Here is a 16,265-nt window from a genome sequence, read left to right on the forward strand (position 1 = left end):
GGGCGGCCGGGCGGTGGCCGTCACGCGGTCGTTCTGGTGATCGCCGCGAACCGGGCCTGACCTTCCTGGCCGATGTCGGGCACCCGGGCCACGCACAGCGCGCCGGCCGCGCTGAACGCGGCCAAGCACGCGAACATCGCGAAGAACCCTCCCGCCGCGAGGAGCGCCGGGGCCACGAACGGCACCACCGCGACCGGCAGCGTGCTCGCGATGTTGAGCACCGCGAAATCCTTGCCCGCCGAGCCGGGGCCGGGCAGCACGCGCAAGCAGAGCGCGAAGTCCGTGGCCAGGAAGGCGCCGTAGCCCAGCGACATGACCGCCGTGCCCGGGTACACGACCGGAATGCCCGGCGAGAGCGCCACCAGGACCAGTCCGCCGGCGAGCACCAGGCCACCGGTGACCACGAACGGCTTCTGGCGCCGGATCCGGCCCGACAGCCAACCGGTCAACCAGGCCGTGACGGCGACGCACACGATACCGATCAGGGTCACCAGGAAGATCAACCCCGGAACCGCGCCGGCCGGGACCGCGAACCGCTGCGTGAACACGAAAGCCAGGTAGCTGTTCGACGCCCACGCCGCGGTGATCAGGAAGCGCACCGCCCACGCCCAGCCGAACGCGGGGTGCCGGCGCGGGCTGACCCAGTACGACCGCAGAATGATCGCCAGGCTGAGCCGGGGTTCGTCCGCCGGGATCCGGTGGCGGGGATCGCGCACCAGCAGCACGGCCAGGAGCACGCCCGCGGCGCTCAGCACGCCCACCAAACCCCACTGCAACCCGGGAACCGCCGGCAGCACGCTCACCACGGCGAAACCCACGGCCGGGCCGGCCAGGGCCACGAACGCCACCACGCCCGACACCACCCCTCGCCGCTCCGCCGCCACCTGGTCCGCGGCGAGTGCGGCGCTCGCGGCGAGTTGGACCATGACCAGCGTCGTGATGAGGGCCCAGCCGAGCGCCACCTGCCAGACCTCGGTCGTCCAGCCCAGCACCGCGAGCAGGATCGCCGCGCCGAGGCCGCCGGTGAGGATCCACGTGCGGCGCCGGCCGAACCGCGCGGCCGTCCGGTCGCTGATCCGCCCGCCGAGCGGGTTCGCCAGCAGCCCCACCACGCCGCCGATGCCGGTCACCAGGCTGAACGCGGAGGTCGCGCCGGCGTCGGCGATCGCCGTGAGGTGGGTGACCAGCAACAGGTTCATCGGCACCGCGATGCTGATGTAGCCGGCCGCGTTCGTGCCGACCAGCGCGCCGATGAGACGCCCCTGCCCGGTGGCCGGCACCGCGGGGGACGTCCCGGTCGGCGCCGCGACCGCGTCGGGGATCACCGCCGGCCTGCCGAAGATCCGACGACCTCGAGGATCGCGTCGCGCACGACCGCGGGATTCTCCTGCGGGATGAGGTGCCCGGTGTCCTCGGCGACGACCACCCGCCCGTTCGGCACGGCCGCCATGAGCTCGGCCGCGACCCGGTTGAACCGCGGACGTGCCCGGGACATCCCGCGGTCGATCCGCCCGGCCTGCAGGCAGATCGTCGGGACGTCCGGGGTTCCGGCGGCCTGGAGCCGTCGCATCGTCGCCAGCGCCGGGACCACCTGAGCCGCTTCACGGCGCGCCGCACGCATCGCCCGGGCGCACGCGTAGTCGCGCACGATGATGTCCACATCGGACGCCGCGATGGCGCGGGACACGTGCGGCACCGTCAGTTTCACGACCAGCTTCCGCCCGCCCAGGCGCGCGAGCACGGCCAGCACCCCGAACGACCAGGAGAGGATGTGTGCGCCGCGGCCGCTCATGACCTCGGCGACGGTCGCGTCGACGAAGACCAGGCCCGCGACGCGGTGCGGGTGGCGCTCGGCGAACAGCCGGATGACGGGCCCGCCCCAGCTGTGCCCGACCAGGACGACGGGTCCGGTCTCGCCGAGACCGTCGAGGAGACCGGTGAGGTCGTCCGCGAGCCGCTCGAGCGTGCGGTCGTGCGGGTCCGGGTCGCTCCCGCCGTAGCCGGCCCGGTCGTAGGACACCGTGCGGGTACGCGCGGCGATCTCGCGCTGGGTGTGCACCCAGGACGCGGCCGGCGCGCTCATGCCGGCCTCGAACACGACCGGCGGCCCGTCCCCTTCGCCGGCGGTGACGGCTCGCAGCCGCCGCCCGTCGGGCAGCGCGACGGACTTCTCGGTCAACCCGGGACCCGGGTGGAGATCGCTCGTTGTCATCGGGCGCTGCCTTTCACTCATCCCAGCAGGACGGATGGACGTCGTTCCACAGAGCGGAGGTTTCGAGCTGGGCGGCCAGGGCGAGCAGCGACGCGTCGTCGCGCCGGCGTCCGACGAGCTGCACGCCGTACGGCAGACCGTCGCCGTCCAGGTGCGACGGCAGGGCCACCGCGGGCTGGCCGGTCCAGTTGGCCCACGGGGTCGGGGCCGACCAAGCCAGCATCGCGTCGGCGATCCCCGCCACCCCACCGGCCTCGAAGTGCCCGAGCGGCACGGGCGGCCCGTTCGTCACCGGGGTCAGCGCGACGTCGAAGCTCGCCAAGGCGGTCAGGAAAGCGCTTGCGTAGTGGGCCAGCACCCGGTTCGCCGCGAAGAGATCGCCGCCGGAAAGCGCTTCCCCTTCGGCGCACAGGTACCGGGTGTGCGGCAGGAGCAGCTCCCGTCGAGCGGGTGGGACCAGCGACCGCACGGCAGCGTGGACGGATGCGGCGAAGTGCGTGCGCAGCGTCGAGCGCACCGGGTCGTCGCACGTGGCCGGAATCCGCACCTCCCGCACGTCGTGCCCCAGCTCCTGGAGCAGGATCGCCGTGCGCTCGACGGCGCGGACCACCTCCGGGTGCCGCGGAAGGTCGCCCGTGTCCGGCTCGGTCCACACGGCGACGCGCAGCGGCCGCGCGGGTGCCCTCCCGATGGCGTCGGCGAAGCCGCCGTCCGGTCGCCAGCCGTCGGGATCGCCGCTCCAGGGCCGCGCCATCACGTCCAGCAGCAGCGCCGCGTCCCCGACGGTCCGGGCGATGGGCCCTTCGATCGTCGTGCCGGTCAACGACGTCAACGGCACCGAGAAGCTGACCAGCCCCCGGCTCGGCTTCACGCCGACGAGGTGGCAGGTCGCCGCGGGCGTGCGGGTCGACCCGGCCCCGTCGCCCGCGTGCGCCAGCGGCAGCAGCCCCGCGGCGACGGCGGCGGCCGCGCCTCCGCTGGAACCGCTCGCATATCGCGTCCGGTCGTACGGGGTGACGGTCGGCCGCCCCGTCACGCCGGTGTCGGTGTAGCAGGTGGCGCCGAACTCCGCGGTGGTGGTCTTGCCGACGAGGACCGCGCCGGCTCTGCGCAGCAACCCGACTGTCCAGCTGTCGGCGGGCGGGCGGAACCCGGCCAGCGCGGCGGAGCCGAAGGTCGTCCGCACGCCCGCTGCCGGATACAGGTCCTTGACACCCAAGGGAAGTCCCAGCAGGGGCGCCCACTCCCCGCGGGCGATGCGCTGGTCCGCGCGAGCGGCTTCGTCGAGGGCGAGGTCCGGCGCGACGGTGGTGAACGCGCCGAGTCCGCCGTCGAACTTCTCGATGCGGCCCAGGTGGTGTTCCGTGAGCTCCCGGGAGCTCACGTCGCCCCCGCGCAGAGCCGCGAGTTGCGCCGCGGCGGACAGTTCGTGCGGTTCACTCACGGCGCCACCGTGGTCCCGGTCAGCACCCCGTGCGCCAAGGCGGCGAGGGCGTCGAGGTACTCCGGTGTCAGCGGTTGCCGGCCCAGCATCCGGCGGTGCATCAGCGGCCCCTCGATCAGATCGCCGACGAGGGACAGGTCCGGCTGCTCGCCGATCTCGCCTCGGCGCACGGCCCGGGTGATGGCGTTGCGCAGTGGTTCGCCGCGGCCTTCGGCCATCCGCCGGAACCCGAGCTCGGCGTCGGGGTCCCGGTGCAGGTCGGCGACGAGCCCCATGAGCCCGTCGACCCAGGACGAGGACCAGGAAGCCGCGAAGTCCTCGACGATCGCCCGCAGGTCCGAGCGGAGGGTCCCGGTGTCGGGATCCGAAACCGGCGGCAGGTGCCGGGCGAGCACGTCGACGACGAGCTGCGCTTTGCCCGTCCACCGCCGGTAGACATCGGTGCGGTGGGCCTGGGCCCGCGCCGCGACCTCGGTCAGCTTCAGCGCGTCGTAGCCCTCGCTCTGCAGCAGCGACCACGCAGCCGCGGTGAGCCGCCCTTCGAGCTCCGGATCCCGGCGACGACCGGCCATACCGCCTCCATTGCACTACAAGCTGTAGTGCAATGGAGGGTAGGCGCCCTCCGAGCCCGGCACAAGAAGCGGTTTCCGGCGCCGAGCACCCACCGGCCAAGGCCGGTCCGGGTGCCGTCCAGCACGGTGCCGCCGGAGCTACTCCTCCGGAGCGGAGTTCCCCGGTTCACCGGTCGCGCCGAGCAGCCGGGTGAGGTAGTCGAGGTCTTGCTGCAGCAGCGCGACGGCCCCGAGCGGAGTCGGCGCCTGCGGGGTGCGCCCGGCTTCTCTGCTCACCATGTGCACCGCGTTGTCCGCGATCTGGTCGGCCACCGGCTCGGCGGGGTGCGCCGGAGACGGGTGGAACCACCAGGCCACCCAGTTGCACATGCCGATGATCGACAGCGCCGTGACGCGCGCGTCGACGGGCCGGAAGAACCCGCCGGTGACGCCCTCCTCGATGAGTGCGGTGATCTCGCGGAGCACGGCCCGCCGGCTCTGGAGGTGCTTCTTCGCGATCTCCGGCGGCAGCGACTGGTCGCTGCGGTCGAGCGTGCGGAACTGCTCCGGCCGTTCGGCGCGGCGCAGGACCAGGGTGCGCACGAGCATGCGCAGCTTCTCGGCCGGGTCGAGATCGGTGCGCCGCCGGACCTCGCGCAACGAGTCCGCCGCGCTCCGGGCCGTCGCCTCGACCATCGCGACCAGCAGCTCGTCCTTGCTCTTGACGTAGTTGTAGAGGTTGGGGCGGCTCAGCCCGACCGCGTCCGCGACGTCCTGCAGGGTCGTTCCGTCGTAGCCGCGTTCGGCGAACAGCCGCATCGCCTGGTCGACGATCTCGCTCATGAGCAGCTTGCGCCGGGGCGTCGTGCGCCCGCCGGATCGCCCCCGCTGCCCGGCGCCCTCCGCGGTCACCACAACCACCCCTCGCTGCCCGGCCGGTGCCCGGTCGCCGGTCATCCTAGCCGCGCCCCGCACTCGGCCGCGAAAGCCAGCTGCCGCAGGTGCAGCGCGCGGGAGAGCCGGTGGTGGTCGAGGTTGTGCCCGGCGCCGCCCTGGAGCCGGACGTCCACCCACGGGGCGGCCCGGAAGTACTCCGCGAACGCCGTCACGCGGCTCTCGTCCACCACCCACAGGCCGTCGTGCTCGGCGAGCGTGTACTGCACCGGAACGGTCACCGCGGCGGCGAGCCGCGCCACCTCCGCCGGCCACTCCCTCACGATCTCGAGCATCTCCGCCTGCGGAACGGGCTCCACTGCGGCCTTCGCCGATTCCACCGCGGCGGCGTCGACGGTCCCTTCCGGGCCGTAGAGCAGAGCGCGTCGCCGCTCGGGCGGCAGTTCCACCGGCGCACCCGCGGGCAGGGCGTGCCACGCGTCGGTGATGTGCGCGGGAGACCGGTCCCCCACCCCGTGGATCGAAAGGCCCAGCAACGGCCAGCGCGGACGACGCGCGGCGACGTGCACCGCGACGGCCCCGCCGATGGAGTGGCCGAACAGGACCACGCCCGGACGGCCCTCCCCGTGCTCCGTCCACAAGGCACCGATCGTGGCGTCGAGAGCTTCGGCTTGGCGGGCGAAGGTCGCCTCACCGCCGGGAAGCGGTTCACTCGCGCCGTAGCCGGGACGGTCCGGGGTGAACACCCGGAATCCGGCCGCCGCGCCCAGCTCGAGCAGCGAGTGGCCGGGCACGTCGAAGTACCCGCGGTGGTAGCCGCCGCCGTGCAGGGCCACGACGAGCGGTGTGCCCGCCACGTCCGTGATCGCCATGCCCACAACCCTTCCGACGCAAGGTCCTAACAGGAACGTCCTAATGCTGACGACTCAGTACTGGTTCGTCAACTCATCGATACTCATTCGTCAGAATATTGACGAGTGCGCCAACTCGGGCTTACGCTCGGCGCCACAGAGTTCATCGCGAGAGGAGCGCGGAAATGTCATCCCCGGAACGGAACTCCCCGGCGCACACGGTGCGGGGCGTCGACCACGCGGCGTTCCCGACGTTCGACCCGCAGGCCACCATCACCTTCTACCGGGACGTCCTCGGCTTCCCCGTCGTCCACGCGACCTGCGCGCTCGGCTGGGGACCCGGTGAGCACCCGGACTTCATCCACTTCTTCTTCGACATCGGCAACGGCGATCGGCTCGCGTTCTTCTACTACTTCGGGGTGGCGCCCTACCGCGACGCCGACCTGCCCGATCTGCTGCACCGCGCCCGGCACCTCGCCATCCACGTGGACGGCGAGGAGGACCTCCTGGAGTACCGGCGCCGGCTGGACGCCAGCGACTGGCCGTGCGAGCTGCAGGTGCGGCACGAAACCGTCGAGTCGATCTACGTCACCGACCCCAACGGGTACCTGATGGAGATCACCCGGCCGCTGCGCGCGATCACCGCCGAAGACGACATCGACGCGAACCTGAGCGTCGACGCGCTCATGGAGGTGGCCGGCGAACCCGAACCGTCCCTGGAGAAGTTCTACGCGCGGAAGGCGAAGCTGATCGCCGAGCGCTACGAGGGCGAGCCGGAACTGGTGACGTTCGCATGACGACGCTGTTCGTCCTCGACGTCGACGACTTCCGCCCGCTGGCCGAAGTCGCGGCCGAGGACCCGGACACGGCGGTCCGACGGCGGGGCCCCTACCTCGAAGTCTCCGCCCCCGGCGAGATCCGCGTCGAGCGCGACGCCACCGGCTGCCGCAACGCCATCTGGTACAGCTCGGTCGCCGCCGTCCGGGACGGCCGGGTCAGCCGCTGGGACAAGGCCGAGCTGGTGGTCGTGCCCACCGGAACCGGCGCATGAGCGCGCTGGCGGTGGACCGGCTCGGCGCGGGCCGGGACGTCCACACCGAGCCGGCGCCGCCCGGTGTCACCGTGAGCACGCACCAGCTCACCACCTTCGACGGCGCCAAGGTCGAGGGTGTCCTGCACGCCCTCGACGGCGCGACGGCAGTGGTCACCCTCGTGCACCCGCGGCAATCGGTGACGCACCACCCGATGATCCCGCTGTTGCTGCGCGGCGGGGTCTCGGTCTGGACGCAGGGCACCCGCTCGCCGAACTACGACATCGCCCTGGTCCACGAGCAGGCGCTGCTGGACGCCGCGGCGGGACACGTGTTCCTGCGGGACAAGGGGTTCGAGGCGGTCCTGACGTTCGGCCATTCCGGTGGCGGAGCGCTCTCGGCGTTCTACATCGAGCAGGCCTCCCTCGAACCCGAACTGCGGTTGGACGTGACACCGGCGGGCCGGCCGATCGCGCTGGCGGGCGCCCGGATGCCGGTGCCGGACGGCGCGATCTTCCTCGCGCCGCACCCCGGGCAGGGAAAAGTGCTGCTGAACTGCATCGACCCCGCCGTCACCGACGAGTCGGACCCGATGTCGGCCGATCCCGCGCTCGACATGTACTCGCCGCGCAACGGGTTCGCGCGGCCCCCGGCGCCGAGCCGCTACCCGCCGGATTTCCTGCGCGCCTACCGCGCGGCCCAGCGGGACCGGATCGCGCGGATCGACGCCCGCGCCGTCGAGCTCGCGGCCGAGGCTTCGCAGGCCCGCACCCGCTTCGCCCGCACCGGGGACCGCGCCGACCGGCGGGCCTCCCTCGCGCCACGGCTGATCACGACCTACCGCACCGACGCCGACCCCGCGTCCGTGGACCTGTCGATCGACCCGAACGACCGCCACTACGGCTCGCTGTTCGGCGGGCGGCCCGACCTGGTCAACTACGGCCTGGTGGGGTTCGGCCGGCTGACCACCCCCGACGCGTGGTTGTCGACCTGGTCGGCCAACCACTCCAACGCGGCTTTCACGCGCTGCGCACCCGGGGTGCGGCTGCCGACGCTCTACCTGGAGTTCAGCGGCGACCAAGCCGCGCTCCCGGGCGTCAGCGGCCGGATGTTCGCCGCGCTGGCCGCCGAGGACAAGAGCCACCACGTCGTCCGGGGACAGCACTTCGGGCAACCGGTCGCCGACGGCGAACCCACGGGGTACGCCTCGGCTGCCGTCCACGTCGAACGCTGGCTGGCCGACCGGTTCGCCACCGCGGCACCACAGAAGAAAACGAGGTGAAGGAAGTGGGCTCCATCGGAGTCGTCTACGACAGCGGCTACGGCCACACGGCCGCCCAAGCCCGGGCAGTGGGAGAAGGGGCAGCCTCGGTGGCGGGGGCCGACGTCGCGCTGTACTTCGCCGAGGAAGTCGCCGCCGACCCCCGGCAGCTCGACCCCTGCGACGCGCTGATCTTCGGCACCCCGACCTACATGGGCAGCGGGTCGGCGGTCTTCAAGACGTTCATGGAGAGCAGCGCAAAGATCTGGACCGGCCAGGGCTGGAAGGGCAAGCTCGCGGCGGGCTTCACCAACTCCAGCGGCCATTCCGGGGACAAGCTCAACACCCTCACCCAGCTCTGGCTCTTCGCCATGCAGCACGGCATGGTCTGGATCGGGCTCGGCCTGCTCGACGGCAACGGCCGCAGCACGGGCTCGCACGACGAGCTGAACCGGCTCGGCGCCTACGCCGGCGCCATGGCACAGTCCAATTCGGACCAGGGGCTGGAAGGCATGCGGGACAGCGATCTGCGCACGGCGTCGGCCCTGGGCCGGCGCGTCGCGCAGCACGTCGCGCAGTGGCAAGGAGGTGGACAGTGACGTCCGGAAAGATCCTGATCGTCGGCGGTGGCCCGGCCGGGTTGTTCTTCTCGATCCTCGCCCGGCGGGCGCTCCCGTCCGCCGTCGTCCACGTCCGCGAGCGGAACCCGCGCGGGGTGACCTACGGCTGGGGCGTCGCGTTCACCGAAAGCGCGGCCGCCGCGCTCCGGCCGGCCGCGCCGGACGTGGTCGACGCGCTCACCACCAACACCCGGCACGACCGGATGGTCATCAGCCTGGACGGCACCGGCGTGCCGGTCCAGGTGGGCGGCAGCCACCTGAACGCGCGGTGGACCCTGCTGGACACCCTGGAGAAGTTCGCGCTCGACGCCGGCGTCACCGTCGAACACGACTGCGACACGGCCGTGACCGAGGACGACCTGACCGAGTGGGATCTCGTCATCGGTGCCGACGGCGTCAACAGCACCACCCGCGAGCGCTTCGCGGGGCACTTCCGGCCCAGCGTCGAGCTGGGGAGCAACTGGCTGGCCTGGTACGGCACCCCGAAGCCCTTCCCGCCGTCGATCATCCTCCAGAACAGCGAGCACGGGATCCTCATGGTCCACGCCTCGGGGTTCTCGGCCGACCTGAGCAACTTCACCGTCGAGGTCGGCCAGGAGACGTTCGACAAGCTCGGCTTCGCCGACCTGACCGAGGACGAGTCCCGCGAGCTGTGCGAGCGGCTCTTCGCCGGAACGCTGGACGGCGCGCCGCTGCACAGCGACCACTCCCCCTGGTTCCGGACGAAGTTCGTCCGCTGCGCGCACTGGACGCATCGCAACCTCGTGCTGATCGGCGACGCGCTGCACACCGTCCACCCGTCGATCGGGTCCGGCACCCGGTTCGCGATGCGGGACGCGGTCTACCTCACCGAGGCGCTGGCCGGGGCGGGGTGGGACGTCGAAGTCGGCCTCAAGGAGTTCGAGCGGGTGCGCAAGCCCGTCGCGGACGCCTTCCAGGCCGCCGCGAAACGCAGCATCGACTGGTACGAAGGACTTCCGTCGCGCACCATCACCCACCCCACGAAGTTCGCGCTCGAGTACCTGATGCGCACGGGCCGGGTCTCCTACCGGGACTTCCGGCGGGAGAACCGCGAAGTGGTCCTCGGCTACGAACGGGAACTGCGATGACCGCGCCCGGGAAGCTCGTCCGCTATCCGGCCGACGACGAGGCTCGCTACGTCCGCGAAGGACTGTGGGAATCACCCACGATCGCCGAGCACCTGCACGCCGTCGCTCAGGAACACGGTGACCGGGACGCCCTGGTCTGCGGCCGGGACCGGCTGACCTTCGCGGAGCTGGACCGCGTCACCGACCAGCGCGCGGCCGGGCTCCACCGGCTCGGGCTGGCCCCCGGCGGGGCGGTCCTGCTGCAGGTGCACAACACCGCCAACACCGTCATCGCGTGGTACGCGCTGCTCAAGGCCGGTCTCGTCCCCGTGTGCACGCTGCCGCTGCACCGCGGGCACGAGGTCGGCGAGATCGCGCGGCAGACGGCCCCGGTGGCCCACCTCGTCGCCGCCCGCGATCCTCGCTTCGACCTCGTCGGATTCGCCTTCCAGCAGGCCGAGTCGGCCGGGGTGGAGCGCACGGTCCTGGTTTCCGACGGGCGGTCGGCCGACCCGCGGGCCGTCGAGCTGGACACCTTGGGCAGCGACATCGACGCCGCCGAGGCCCGCGCGGTCGTCGAGGGCATCCAAGCCGGTCTCGGCCGGCAGTCGCTAGCGGTGTTCCAGCTGTCGGGCGGCACCACGGGAGTGCCCAAGGTCATCCCGTGCCTGCACGCGCCCTACTGGCACTACGGAGCGAGCCTCGCCCGCGCCATGGGCTGGGCGCCCGGGGACCGGATCGCGTTCCTGATGCCGATCGTGCACAACGCGGGCGTCATCATCGGCCTGCACGGCCCGCACAGCGTGGGAGCGACCCTCGTGCTGGGGGTCCCCGACGCCGCGGCCGCGCTCGACCTCGTCGCCCGCACCGCGGCCACCGACGTGGTGCTCGGCCCGTTCGCCTTCGACCTGGCGCTGGAGCCGGGCCTGGCCGCGACCGCCCTGCGAAGGGTGCTGTTCAGCGGCAAGAAGGTACCCGCCCAGCACATGGAAACGCTGGCGGCGCACGGGATCTGGGCCGGGCAGATCTTCGGCATGAGCGAAGGACTCTGCCTCACCACCCCGCTCGCCTTCCCACCCGAGGCCCGCGCGGCGAGCGTCGGCGTGCCGATCTCCCCCGCGGACGAGATCCGGCTGTACGAGCCGGGGACCGAAGTGGAAGTGGCCCCCGGCGAGGTCGGGGAGCTCTGCGCCCGCGGCCCGTACACCCTGCGCGGCTACTACGACGCCGCCGAGCACAACCGGCGCGCCTTCACCGCCGACGGGTTCTACCGGACCGGCGACCTCATGGCGGAACGCACGATCGGCGGCGTCCGGTGCTACACCGTCGAAGGCCGGATCAAGAACATGATCAGCCGCGGCGGCGAGAAGATCAACACCGAGGAGGTCGAGCTCCTCCTCGGTTCCCACGACGCCGTCGCCGAGGCGGCCCTGGTGGCGATGCCCGACCCGCGGCTCGGTGAGCGGGCGTGCGCCTTCGTCGTCACCCGGAACGGCCGGCCGCTCGACCTCGCCGAGGTCCGCGCCCACTTCGAACGCCTCGAAGTCGCGAAGTACAAGTGGCCGGAACGGGTCGTCGTGCTGCCGGAGATGCCACGCGTCAGTCAGGTCGGCAAGATCGACCGCCGCCGGCTGCGGCAGCTCGCGGAAACGCTCGCCGCCGAGGCGCCCTGAGCAGTCGCCCGTGCGAACGGAGGATCGTGATGAGGACTCCGGTACCCCTGCACCGGTACGCGAAACTGCGGACCGCCGACGTCGAGGAGGCTCGCTCCGCGGCCGGGCGGGTGATGTCGCCGCACCGGCTCCGCGCGGCCCGGCCGCGGGAGTTCGGTGCCCGGCTGCACGCGGTCGAGATCGGCTCGTCGACGCTGCTTTACGCCGTGTACCACGGCGAGGCCGAGGTGACCGCGCTCGCCCCGATGGAGTACTACACCCTCCAGCTGTTCCTGGCCGGGGCGGCGGACGTGGTCACCGGCTTCGGCCACCGCCGAGCCGGAGCCGGGCAGGCGTGCGTCATCTCGCCCGGCGAGCGGCTGCGGCTGCGGTTCGCACCGGGAACCGTGCAGGTCGCGGCGAAGCTGCCGCGTGACGTCGTCGAACGGGGGTGCTCCCGGCTCGGTGCCGAGCCCGCCGGGCCGCTCGAGTTCGGCCTCGCGGTCCCCGACGGCGCCCCGTGGCCCGCGCTGCTGCGGCTGGCCGTGGACACAGTGGACCGGTTCGACACGGGCATCCTGCCCCCGGCAACGGGTCTCGAGCTGGAGCGCGTGCTCGTTTCGGCGCTCCTGCTCGGCCAGCACCACGACCTGCGGTTCCGCGGCGGCGCCGCCCGCGGCTACCGCGCGGCGGGCATCGCCGCCGAGGTCCTCGAAGCCGACCCCGCGTCACCGGCCACGCCCGGGCAGCTGGCCCGTACGGCCGGGGTCAGCGTGCGCACGCTGCAGGAAGGGTTCCGCTCGCGGTTCGGCACGACGCTGACCGCCTACCAGCGCGGGGTGCGGCTGGAGCGCGCGCACCGGATGCTGTCCGCGGCCGGGGAAAGCCGCACCGTCGCCGAGATCGCCGTGGAGTGCGGGTTCCTCCACCTCGGCCGGTTCGCGCGCGACTACCGGCTGCGCTACGGGCAGACGCCGTCGACCACGCTGCACGCCTCGCGCACGGCGGACACCGCCGCGCCGACCGGATAGACCGCGCCGCCGCCGGAACACAGACTTGGCGCAGCGTCAGCGCAGACGAAGGAGCGTCATGAGCCAAGAGATCCCCGCACTCGACCACCTCGACCGCGCACTGTCCACAGCGGACGTCCGGCGGGCGCACACGGAAATGCGCGAAGCCTGCCCGGTGGTGCACAGTGACCGCCACGGCGGGTTCGCCTTCCTGACCCGGTACGCGGACATCCGCGGGGCGCTGACCGACACCGCCGCGTTCTCCTCGGCCGACGGTGTGCACCTCCCCGCCGACCCGTCGCGGCCGCCGGTGCCGGCCCTGGAGTTCGACGAACCGGAGCACGCCGAGTGGCGCAAGGTCCTCGACGGCCCGCTGACTCCGCGCGCCGTCCGCGCTTTCGAGCCGGTCATCACCGAGGTCGCCGACCTCCTGATCGACGACTTCGCGAGCGACGGCGAGGCCGACCTGGCCGACCGGCTGACGGAACCGCTGCCGGCCATCGTGATCGGCCGGATGATCGGGCTCGGCCAGCCGGAAGCGGTGCGGGCCCGCGGTCTCGCGGCGGCGTTGTTCGCCGCAACGGGTTCCGCGGACTTCCCGGCGCGGTTCGCGGAGTTCTCCGAGCACACGGAACGCTGGCTGGCCGACCGCCGCGAGAATCCCCGAGACGACCTGCTCACCGAAATGGCGAGCGGTGTCGTGCAGGGCAAGAAGATCGACGCGGCGGGCGCGACCGGGCTCCTGCTGGCCTACATCGTCGGCGGCCACCACTCGACGGGCTCGGCGCTCGGCGGCCTCATCCGGCACGTGCTGACCGTCCCGGGCCTGCGCGACGAGCTGCTCGCCGACCGGAGCGGGCTGCCCCGGGTGATCGAGGAAAGCCTGCGGCTGACCACCCCGCTGCAGTTGTTCGCGCGCACGCTCCGCTGCCCGGTCCGGGTCGGCGACGAGGAACTGGCCGGGGGCGGCCGGGTGCTGCTCGACCTCGCGGCCGCCAACCGGGATCCGCGGGAGTTCGACGCCCCGGAGGCGTTCGACCGCCGCCGGACCCGCAACCGGCACCTCAGCTTCGGCGCGGGCCCCCACGTCTGCCAGGGGCAGCACCTCGCCCGGGCGGAGCTGCGGATCACCGTCGGCCGCCTCCTGGACCGGCTGCCGGACCTGCGCCTGGCCGGGGAACCGGTCGAGAGCGGCCTGGTCGGCGGCTCCCTGATGACCCACTTCGCGCTGCCTGTGGCCTTCACACCGGAGCGGGCCGCATGACCGGATCACCATCGCTGCACCTCACTGTCGGACGGCGGAGGGCGATCGCGCGAGACGTGGTCGAGTTCGAGCTGCGGCCGCCCGACGGCGGTGAGCTCCCGGACTGGCGGCCCGGCGCGCACATCGACGTCGTGGCCGGCTCCGGGGCGGTCCGCCAGTACTCGCTGTGCGGTGACCCCGGCGACCGCACGAGCTACCGGATCGCCGTCCTGCGCGAGTCCGGCGGCCGGGGCGGATCCGCGTGGCTGCACGACCACCTCCGCGAGGGTGACCGGGTCGCGGTCGGCGGTCCTCGCAACCACTTCGCGCTGGAACCGGCGCCGCACTACGTGTTCCTCGCGGGCGGGATCGGGATCACCCCGCTGCTGACCATGGTCCGTGCGGTCTCCGGCGAGGGCGCCGGCTGGTCGCTGCACTACGGCGGCCGCACCCGGGCTTCCATGGCCTACGCCAGAGAACTGCGGGACCTCGACGCGAGCCGGGTGCGCGTGGTGCCGTTCGACGAGTGCGGACTGATCGACCTCGAGGCCGCACTCGGTGAAGCGACGCCGGAGACCCACGTCTACTGCTGCGGGCCCGAGCCGCTGATCGCCGCGGCCGAGGCGGCGTGCGCCCGGCGCGGGCTACGACTGCGTACCGAACGGTTCTCGCCGAAGCGAACCGGCTCTTCCCGTGCGGACACGCCGTTCACGGTCCGGCTCGCTTCGACCGGAGCCGAGCTGACGGTACCCGCCGATCGATCCATTGTGGACAGCCTGGTCGAGGCGGGCGTGGATGTCCTCACCTCCTGCGAGGAAGGCACCTGCGGCACGTGCGAGATCGCCGTCCTCGACGGCCGTCCGGACCATCGCGACTCGGTGCTGACCGACGAAGAACAGGCGGCGGGCGACCGCATCCTGCCGTGCGTTTCGCGATCCCGCACTCCCCGGCTCGTGCTCGACCTGTGACCAGCTCATCCCTTGGAGGACAACGATGTCCCGATCCGAATCCGCGGCCAGACCGGTGCCGCCGTGGCGCGTGGCGGTGGCCGGGCTCATCGGCACGACCATCGAGTGGTACGACTTCTTCGTCTACGCCCTCGCCGCGACACCCGTCTTCGCGCCCCAGTTCTTCCCCAGCACCTCGACCGTGGCGAGCACCCTCGCGGCCCTCTCGACGTTCGCGATCGGCTTCGTCGCCCGGCCGATCGGCGGCGCCCTCATCGGTCACTTCGGGGATCGGGTCGGGCGCAAGCGCATGCTCGTGCTGTCCCTGCTCGTCATGGGCGTCGGCACCGCCCTCATCGGGGTGCTGCCGACCTATGCCTCGATCGGCGCGGCCGCCCCGGTCGCCCTGGTACTGATCCGCGTGGCCCAGGGGCTCGCCGTCGGCGGCGAGTGGGGCGGCGCGACGCTGCTCGCCCTCGAGCACGCGCGGACCCGCACCGAACGCACACTGCTCAGCTCCCTGCCCCAGGTCGGCCTGCCCCTCGGCGTCGTGCTGGCCAGCCTGGTCTTCCTGGTCGTCCGGCTCGGCGCCGGGGACGCGGGGTTCGTGAGCTGGGCATGGCGCATCCCGTTCCTGGCGAGCGCCGCGTTGGTCGTCGTCGGTCTGCTGATCCGGCTCAAGCTGGCCGAAAGCCCCGAGTTCGAGCGCGTCCGGCGGCAGCACACCGTGCGCCGCGCGCCGATCGCCGACGTGCTCCGCGCCCCACGGATCTGGGTGCCCGCGTCCGGCATCACCATCGGCAGTTCCACGCTCGGGAACCTCCTGCTGGCGTTCATGCTCGGCTACGCGGCCAAGGCGAAGCTGTTCAGCGCGTCGACGATGCTCACGGTCACCATCGTGGCCGCGCTCCTCTGGTGCGTGGCGCTTCCCACCGCCGCGCTGCTCGCGGGACGGGTGGGGCGCCAACGTGTTCTCGTCGCCGGCACGGTGGGCACGATCGTCTGGGCGTACCCGTACTTCGCGTTGGTCGAGTCCGGGTCCGGCCCGGGTCTGTTCCTCGGAACGATGGTCGCGGCGGCGTGCATCGCCGTGGCGACGGGGCCGTACGGCGCCTACCTGAGTGAGGCGTTCCCGGCCGAAATCAGGTACAGCGGCGCGTCGATCGCGTACGGCATCGGCGGCGTACTCGGCGGCGCGATCGCCCCGATCGCCGCCACGCTGCTCGTCACCTCGACCGGCGGTCTCGGCGCTGTCGCGGGCTACGTCGCGGCCGCTTCCGTCGTCAGCCTGATCGCCGCGCTCACCCTCCGCAGCCCGTATCCCACGGAGGAGCCTGTCGAATCGGTGGCCGACGAGACCGCCCGGCACGGGTAGTCTCGTCAGGTCGCCGGGCGCAGCCGCCGTACCTTCGCCGGGCCGTCGACCGCGCCGCGGGCGATGCGGTTGGCCAGCTCCTCGAG

16 protein-coding genes are annotated in these 16,265 nt (G+C 72.7%); 10 read left to right on the forward strand and 6 right to left on the reverse strand.

Annotated features, from left to right (window positions below):
- Positions 1-20: 20 nt before the first annotated feature.
- The 6 genes from ABFJ78_RS49460 to ABFJ78_RS49485 form a co-directional block, all read right to left on the reverse strand.
- Entirely contained in the window at positions 21-1,325 is a 1,305-nt protein-coding gene (locus ABFJ78_RS49460; RefSeq protein ID WP_436394572.1) for an MFS transporter, read from the reverse strand.
- Positions 1,322-2,212, reverse strand: coding sequence for an alpha/beta fold hydrolase (locus ABFJ78_RS49465; RefSeq protein ID WP_436394573.1), 891 nt, complete (start codon positions 2,210-2,212; stop codon positions 1,322-1,324). The genes ABFJ78_RS49460 and ABFJ78_RS49465 overlap by 4 nt, the downstream gene beginning before the upstream one ends.
- 13 nt (positions 2,213-2,225) lie before the next feature.
- A complete protein-coding gene (locus ABFJ78_RS49470) occupies positions 2,226-3,656 on the reverse strand; it encodes an amidase (protein ID WP_436394574.1) in 1,431 nt (476 codons plus the stop codon).
- Positions 3,653-4,228: a TetR/AcrR family transcriptional regulator gene (locus tag ABFJ78_RS49475; protein WP_436394575.1), complete on the reverse strand. Its 576-nt coding sequence runs from the start codon at positions 4,226-4,228 to the stop codon at positions 3,653-3,655. Before ABFJ78_RS49475 ends, ABFJ78_RS49470 begins: the two co-directional genes overlap by 4 nt.
- Positions 4,229-4,366: 138 nt before the next feature.
- A complete protein-coding gene (locus ABFJ78_RS49480) occupies positions 4,367-5,119 on the reverse strand; it encodes a TetR/AcrR family transcriptional regulator (RefSeq protein WP_436394576.1) in 753 nt (250 codons plus the stop codon).
- 41 nt (positions 5,120-5,160) lie between these two features.
- Positions 5,161-5,973, reverse strand: coding sequence for an alpha/beta hydrolase (locus ABFJ78_RS49485; RefSeq protein ID WP_436394577.1), 813 nt, complete (start codon positions 5,971-5,973; stop codon positions 5,161-5,163).
- 164 nt (positions 5,974-6,137) lie between these two features.
- Between ABFJ78_RS49485 and ABFJ78_RS49490 the strand changes: the two genes are divergently transcribed.
- From ABFJ78_RS49490 to ABFJ78_RS49535, 10 genes are read left to right on the forward strand one after another with little or no spacing between them, the layout of a single operon-like run.
- Positions 6,138-6,749: a VOC family protein gene (locus ABFJ78_RS49490; RefSeq protein WP_436394578.1), complete on the forward strand. Its 612-nt coding sequence runs from the start codon at positions 6,138-6,140 to the stop codon at positions 6,747-6,749.
- Complete coding sequence (locus tag ABFJ78_RS49495) at positions 6,746-7,003, forward strand: hypothetical protein (protein ID WP_436394579.1); 258 nt, start codon at positions 6,746-6,748, stop codon at positions 7,001-7,003. The genes ABFJ78_RS49490 and ABFJ78_RS49495 overlap by 4 nt, the downstream gene beginning before the upstream one ends.
- A complete protein-coding gene (locus ABFJ78_RS49500; protein WP_436394580.1) occupies positions 7,000-8,265 on the forward strand; it encodes an alpha/beta hydrolase in 1,266 nt (421 codons plus the stop codon). Before ABFJ78_RS49495 ends, ABFJ78_RS49500 begins: the two co-directional genes overlap by 4 nt.
- 5 nt (positions 8,266-8,270) lie before the next feature.
- Positions 8,271-8,843, forward strand: a complete 573-nt coding sequence (locus ABFJ78_RS49505; RefSeq protein WP_436394581.1) for a flavodoxin family protein — start codon at positions 8,271-8,273, stop codon at positions 8,841-8,843.
- The gene (locus tag ABFJ78_RS49510) at positions 8,840-9,973 is read left to right on the forward strand and encodes an FAD-dependent monooxygenase (protein ID WP_436394582.1); all 1,134 of its coding nucleotides are present in this window, start codon (positions 8,840-8,842) and stop codon (positions 9,971-9,973) included. The genes ABFJ78_RS49505 and ABFJ78_RS49510 overlap by 4 nt, the downstream gene beginning before the upstream one ends.
- A complete protein-coding gene (locus ABFJ78_RS49515) occupies positions 9,970-11,625 on the forward strand; it encodes an AMP-binding protein (protein WP_436394583.1) in 1,656 nt (551 codons plus the stop codon). The genes ABFJ78_RS49510 and ABFJ78_RS49515 overlap by 4 nt, the downstream gene beginning before the upstream one ends.
- 29 nt (positions 11,626-11,654) lie before the next feature.
- Positions 11,655-12,635 carry an AraC family transcriptional regulator gene (locus ABFJ78_RS49520; RefSeq protein WP_436394584.1) on the forward strand — a complete coding sequence of 327 codons (981 nt, stop codon included), beginning with the start codon at positions 11,655-11,657 and terminating at the stop codon, positions 12,633-12,635.
- A 58-nt stretch (positions 12,636-12,693) separates the two neighbouring features.
- A complete protein-coding gene (locus ABFJ78_RS49525) occupies positions 12,694-13,878 on the forward strand; it encodes a cytochrome P450 (RefSeq protein ID WP_436394585.1) in 1,185 nt (394 codons plus the stop codon).
- Complete coding sequence (locus ABFJ78_RS49530; RefSeq protein ID WP_436394586.1) at positions 13,875-14,825, forward strand: PDR/VanB family oxidoreductase; 951 nt, start codon at positions 13,875-13,877, stop codon at positions 14,823-14,825. Before ABFJ78_RS49525 ends, ABFJ78_RS49530 begins: the two co-directional genes overlap by 4 nt.
- A 25-nt stretch (positions 14,826-14,850) precedes the next feature.
- Positions 14,851-16,179 carry an MFS transporter gene (locus ABFJ78_RS49535; protein WP_436394587.1) on the forward strand — a complete coding sequence of 443 codons (1,329 nt, stop codon included), beginning with the start codon at positions 14,851-14,853 and terminating at the stop codon, positions 16,177-16,179.
- Positions 16,180-16,265 lie beyond the last annotated feature (86 nt).

The organism is Amycolatopsis sp. MEPSY49 (assembly GCF_051337345.1).
Taxonomy (GTDB): domain Bacteria; phylum Actinomycetota; class Actinomycetes; order Mycobacteriales; family Pseudonocardiaceae; genus Amycolatopsis.

Coding starts and splice junctions, on each gene's coding strand:
- ABFJ78_RS49465 (WP_436394573.1), bottom strand. CDS start 2,212: ATGACAACGAGCGATCTCCACCCGGGTCCCGGGTTGACCGAGAAGTCC.
- ABFJ78_RS49475 (WP_436394575.1), bottom strand. CDS start 4,228: ATGGCCGGTCGTCGCCGGGATCCGGAGCTCGAAGGGCGGCTCACCGCG.
- ABFJ78_RS49485 (WP_436394577.1), bottom strand. CDS start 5,973: ATGGCGATCACGGACGTGGCGGGCACACCGCTCGTCGTGGCCCTGCAC.
- ABFJ78_RS49490 (WP_436394578.1), top strand. CDS start 6,138: ATGTCATCCCCGGAACGGAACTCCCCGGCGCACACGGTGCGGGGCGTC.
- ABFJ78_RS49495 (WP_436394579.1), top strand. CDS start 6,746: ATGACGACGCTGTTCGTCCTCGACGTCGACGACTTCCGCCCGCTGGCC.
- ABFJ78_RS49500 (WP_436394580.1), top strand. CDS start 7,000: ATGAGCGCGCTGGCGGTGGACCGGCTCGGCGCGGGCCGGGACGTCCAC.
- ABFJ78_RS49515 (WP_436394583.1), top strand. CDS start 9,970: ATGACCGCGCCCGGGAAGCTCGTCCGCTATCCGGCCGACGACGAGGCT.
- ABFJ78_RS49520 (WP_436394584.1), top strand. CDS start 11,655: ATGAGGACTCCGGTACCCCTGCACCGGTACGCGAAACTGCGGACCGCC.
- ABFJ78_RS49525 (WP_436394585.1), top strand. CDS start 12,694: ATGAGCCAAGAGATCCCCGCACTCGACCACCTCGACCGCGCACTGTCC.
- ABFJ78_RS49530 (WP_436394586.1), top strand. CDS start 13,875: ATGACCGGATCACCATCGCTGCACCTCACTGTCGGACGGCGGAGGGCG.
- ABFJ78_RS49535 (WP_436394587.1), top strand. CDS start 14,851: ATGTCCCGATCCGAATCCGCGGCCAGACCGGTGCCGCCGTGGCGCGTG.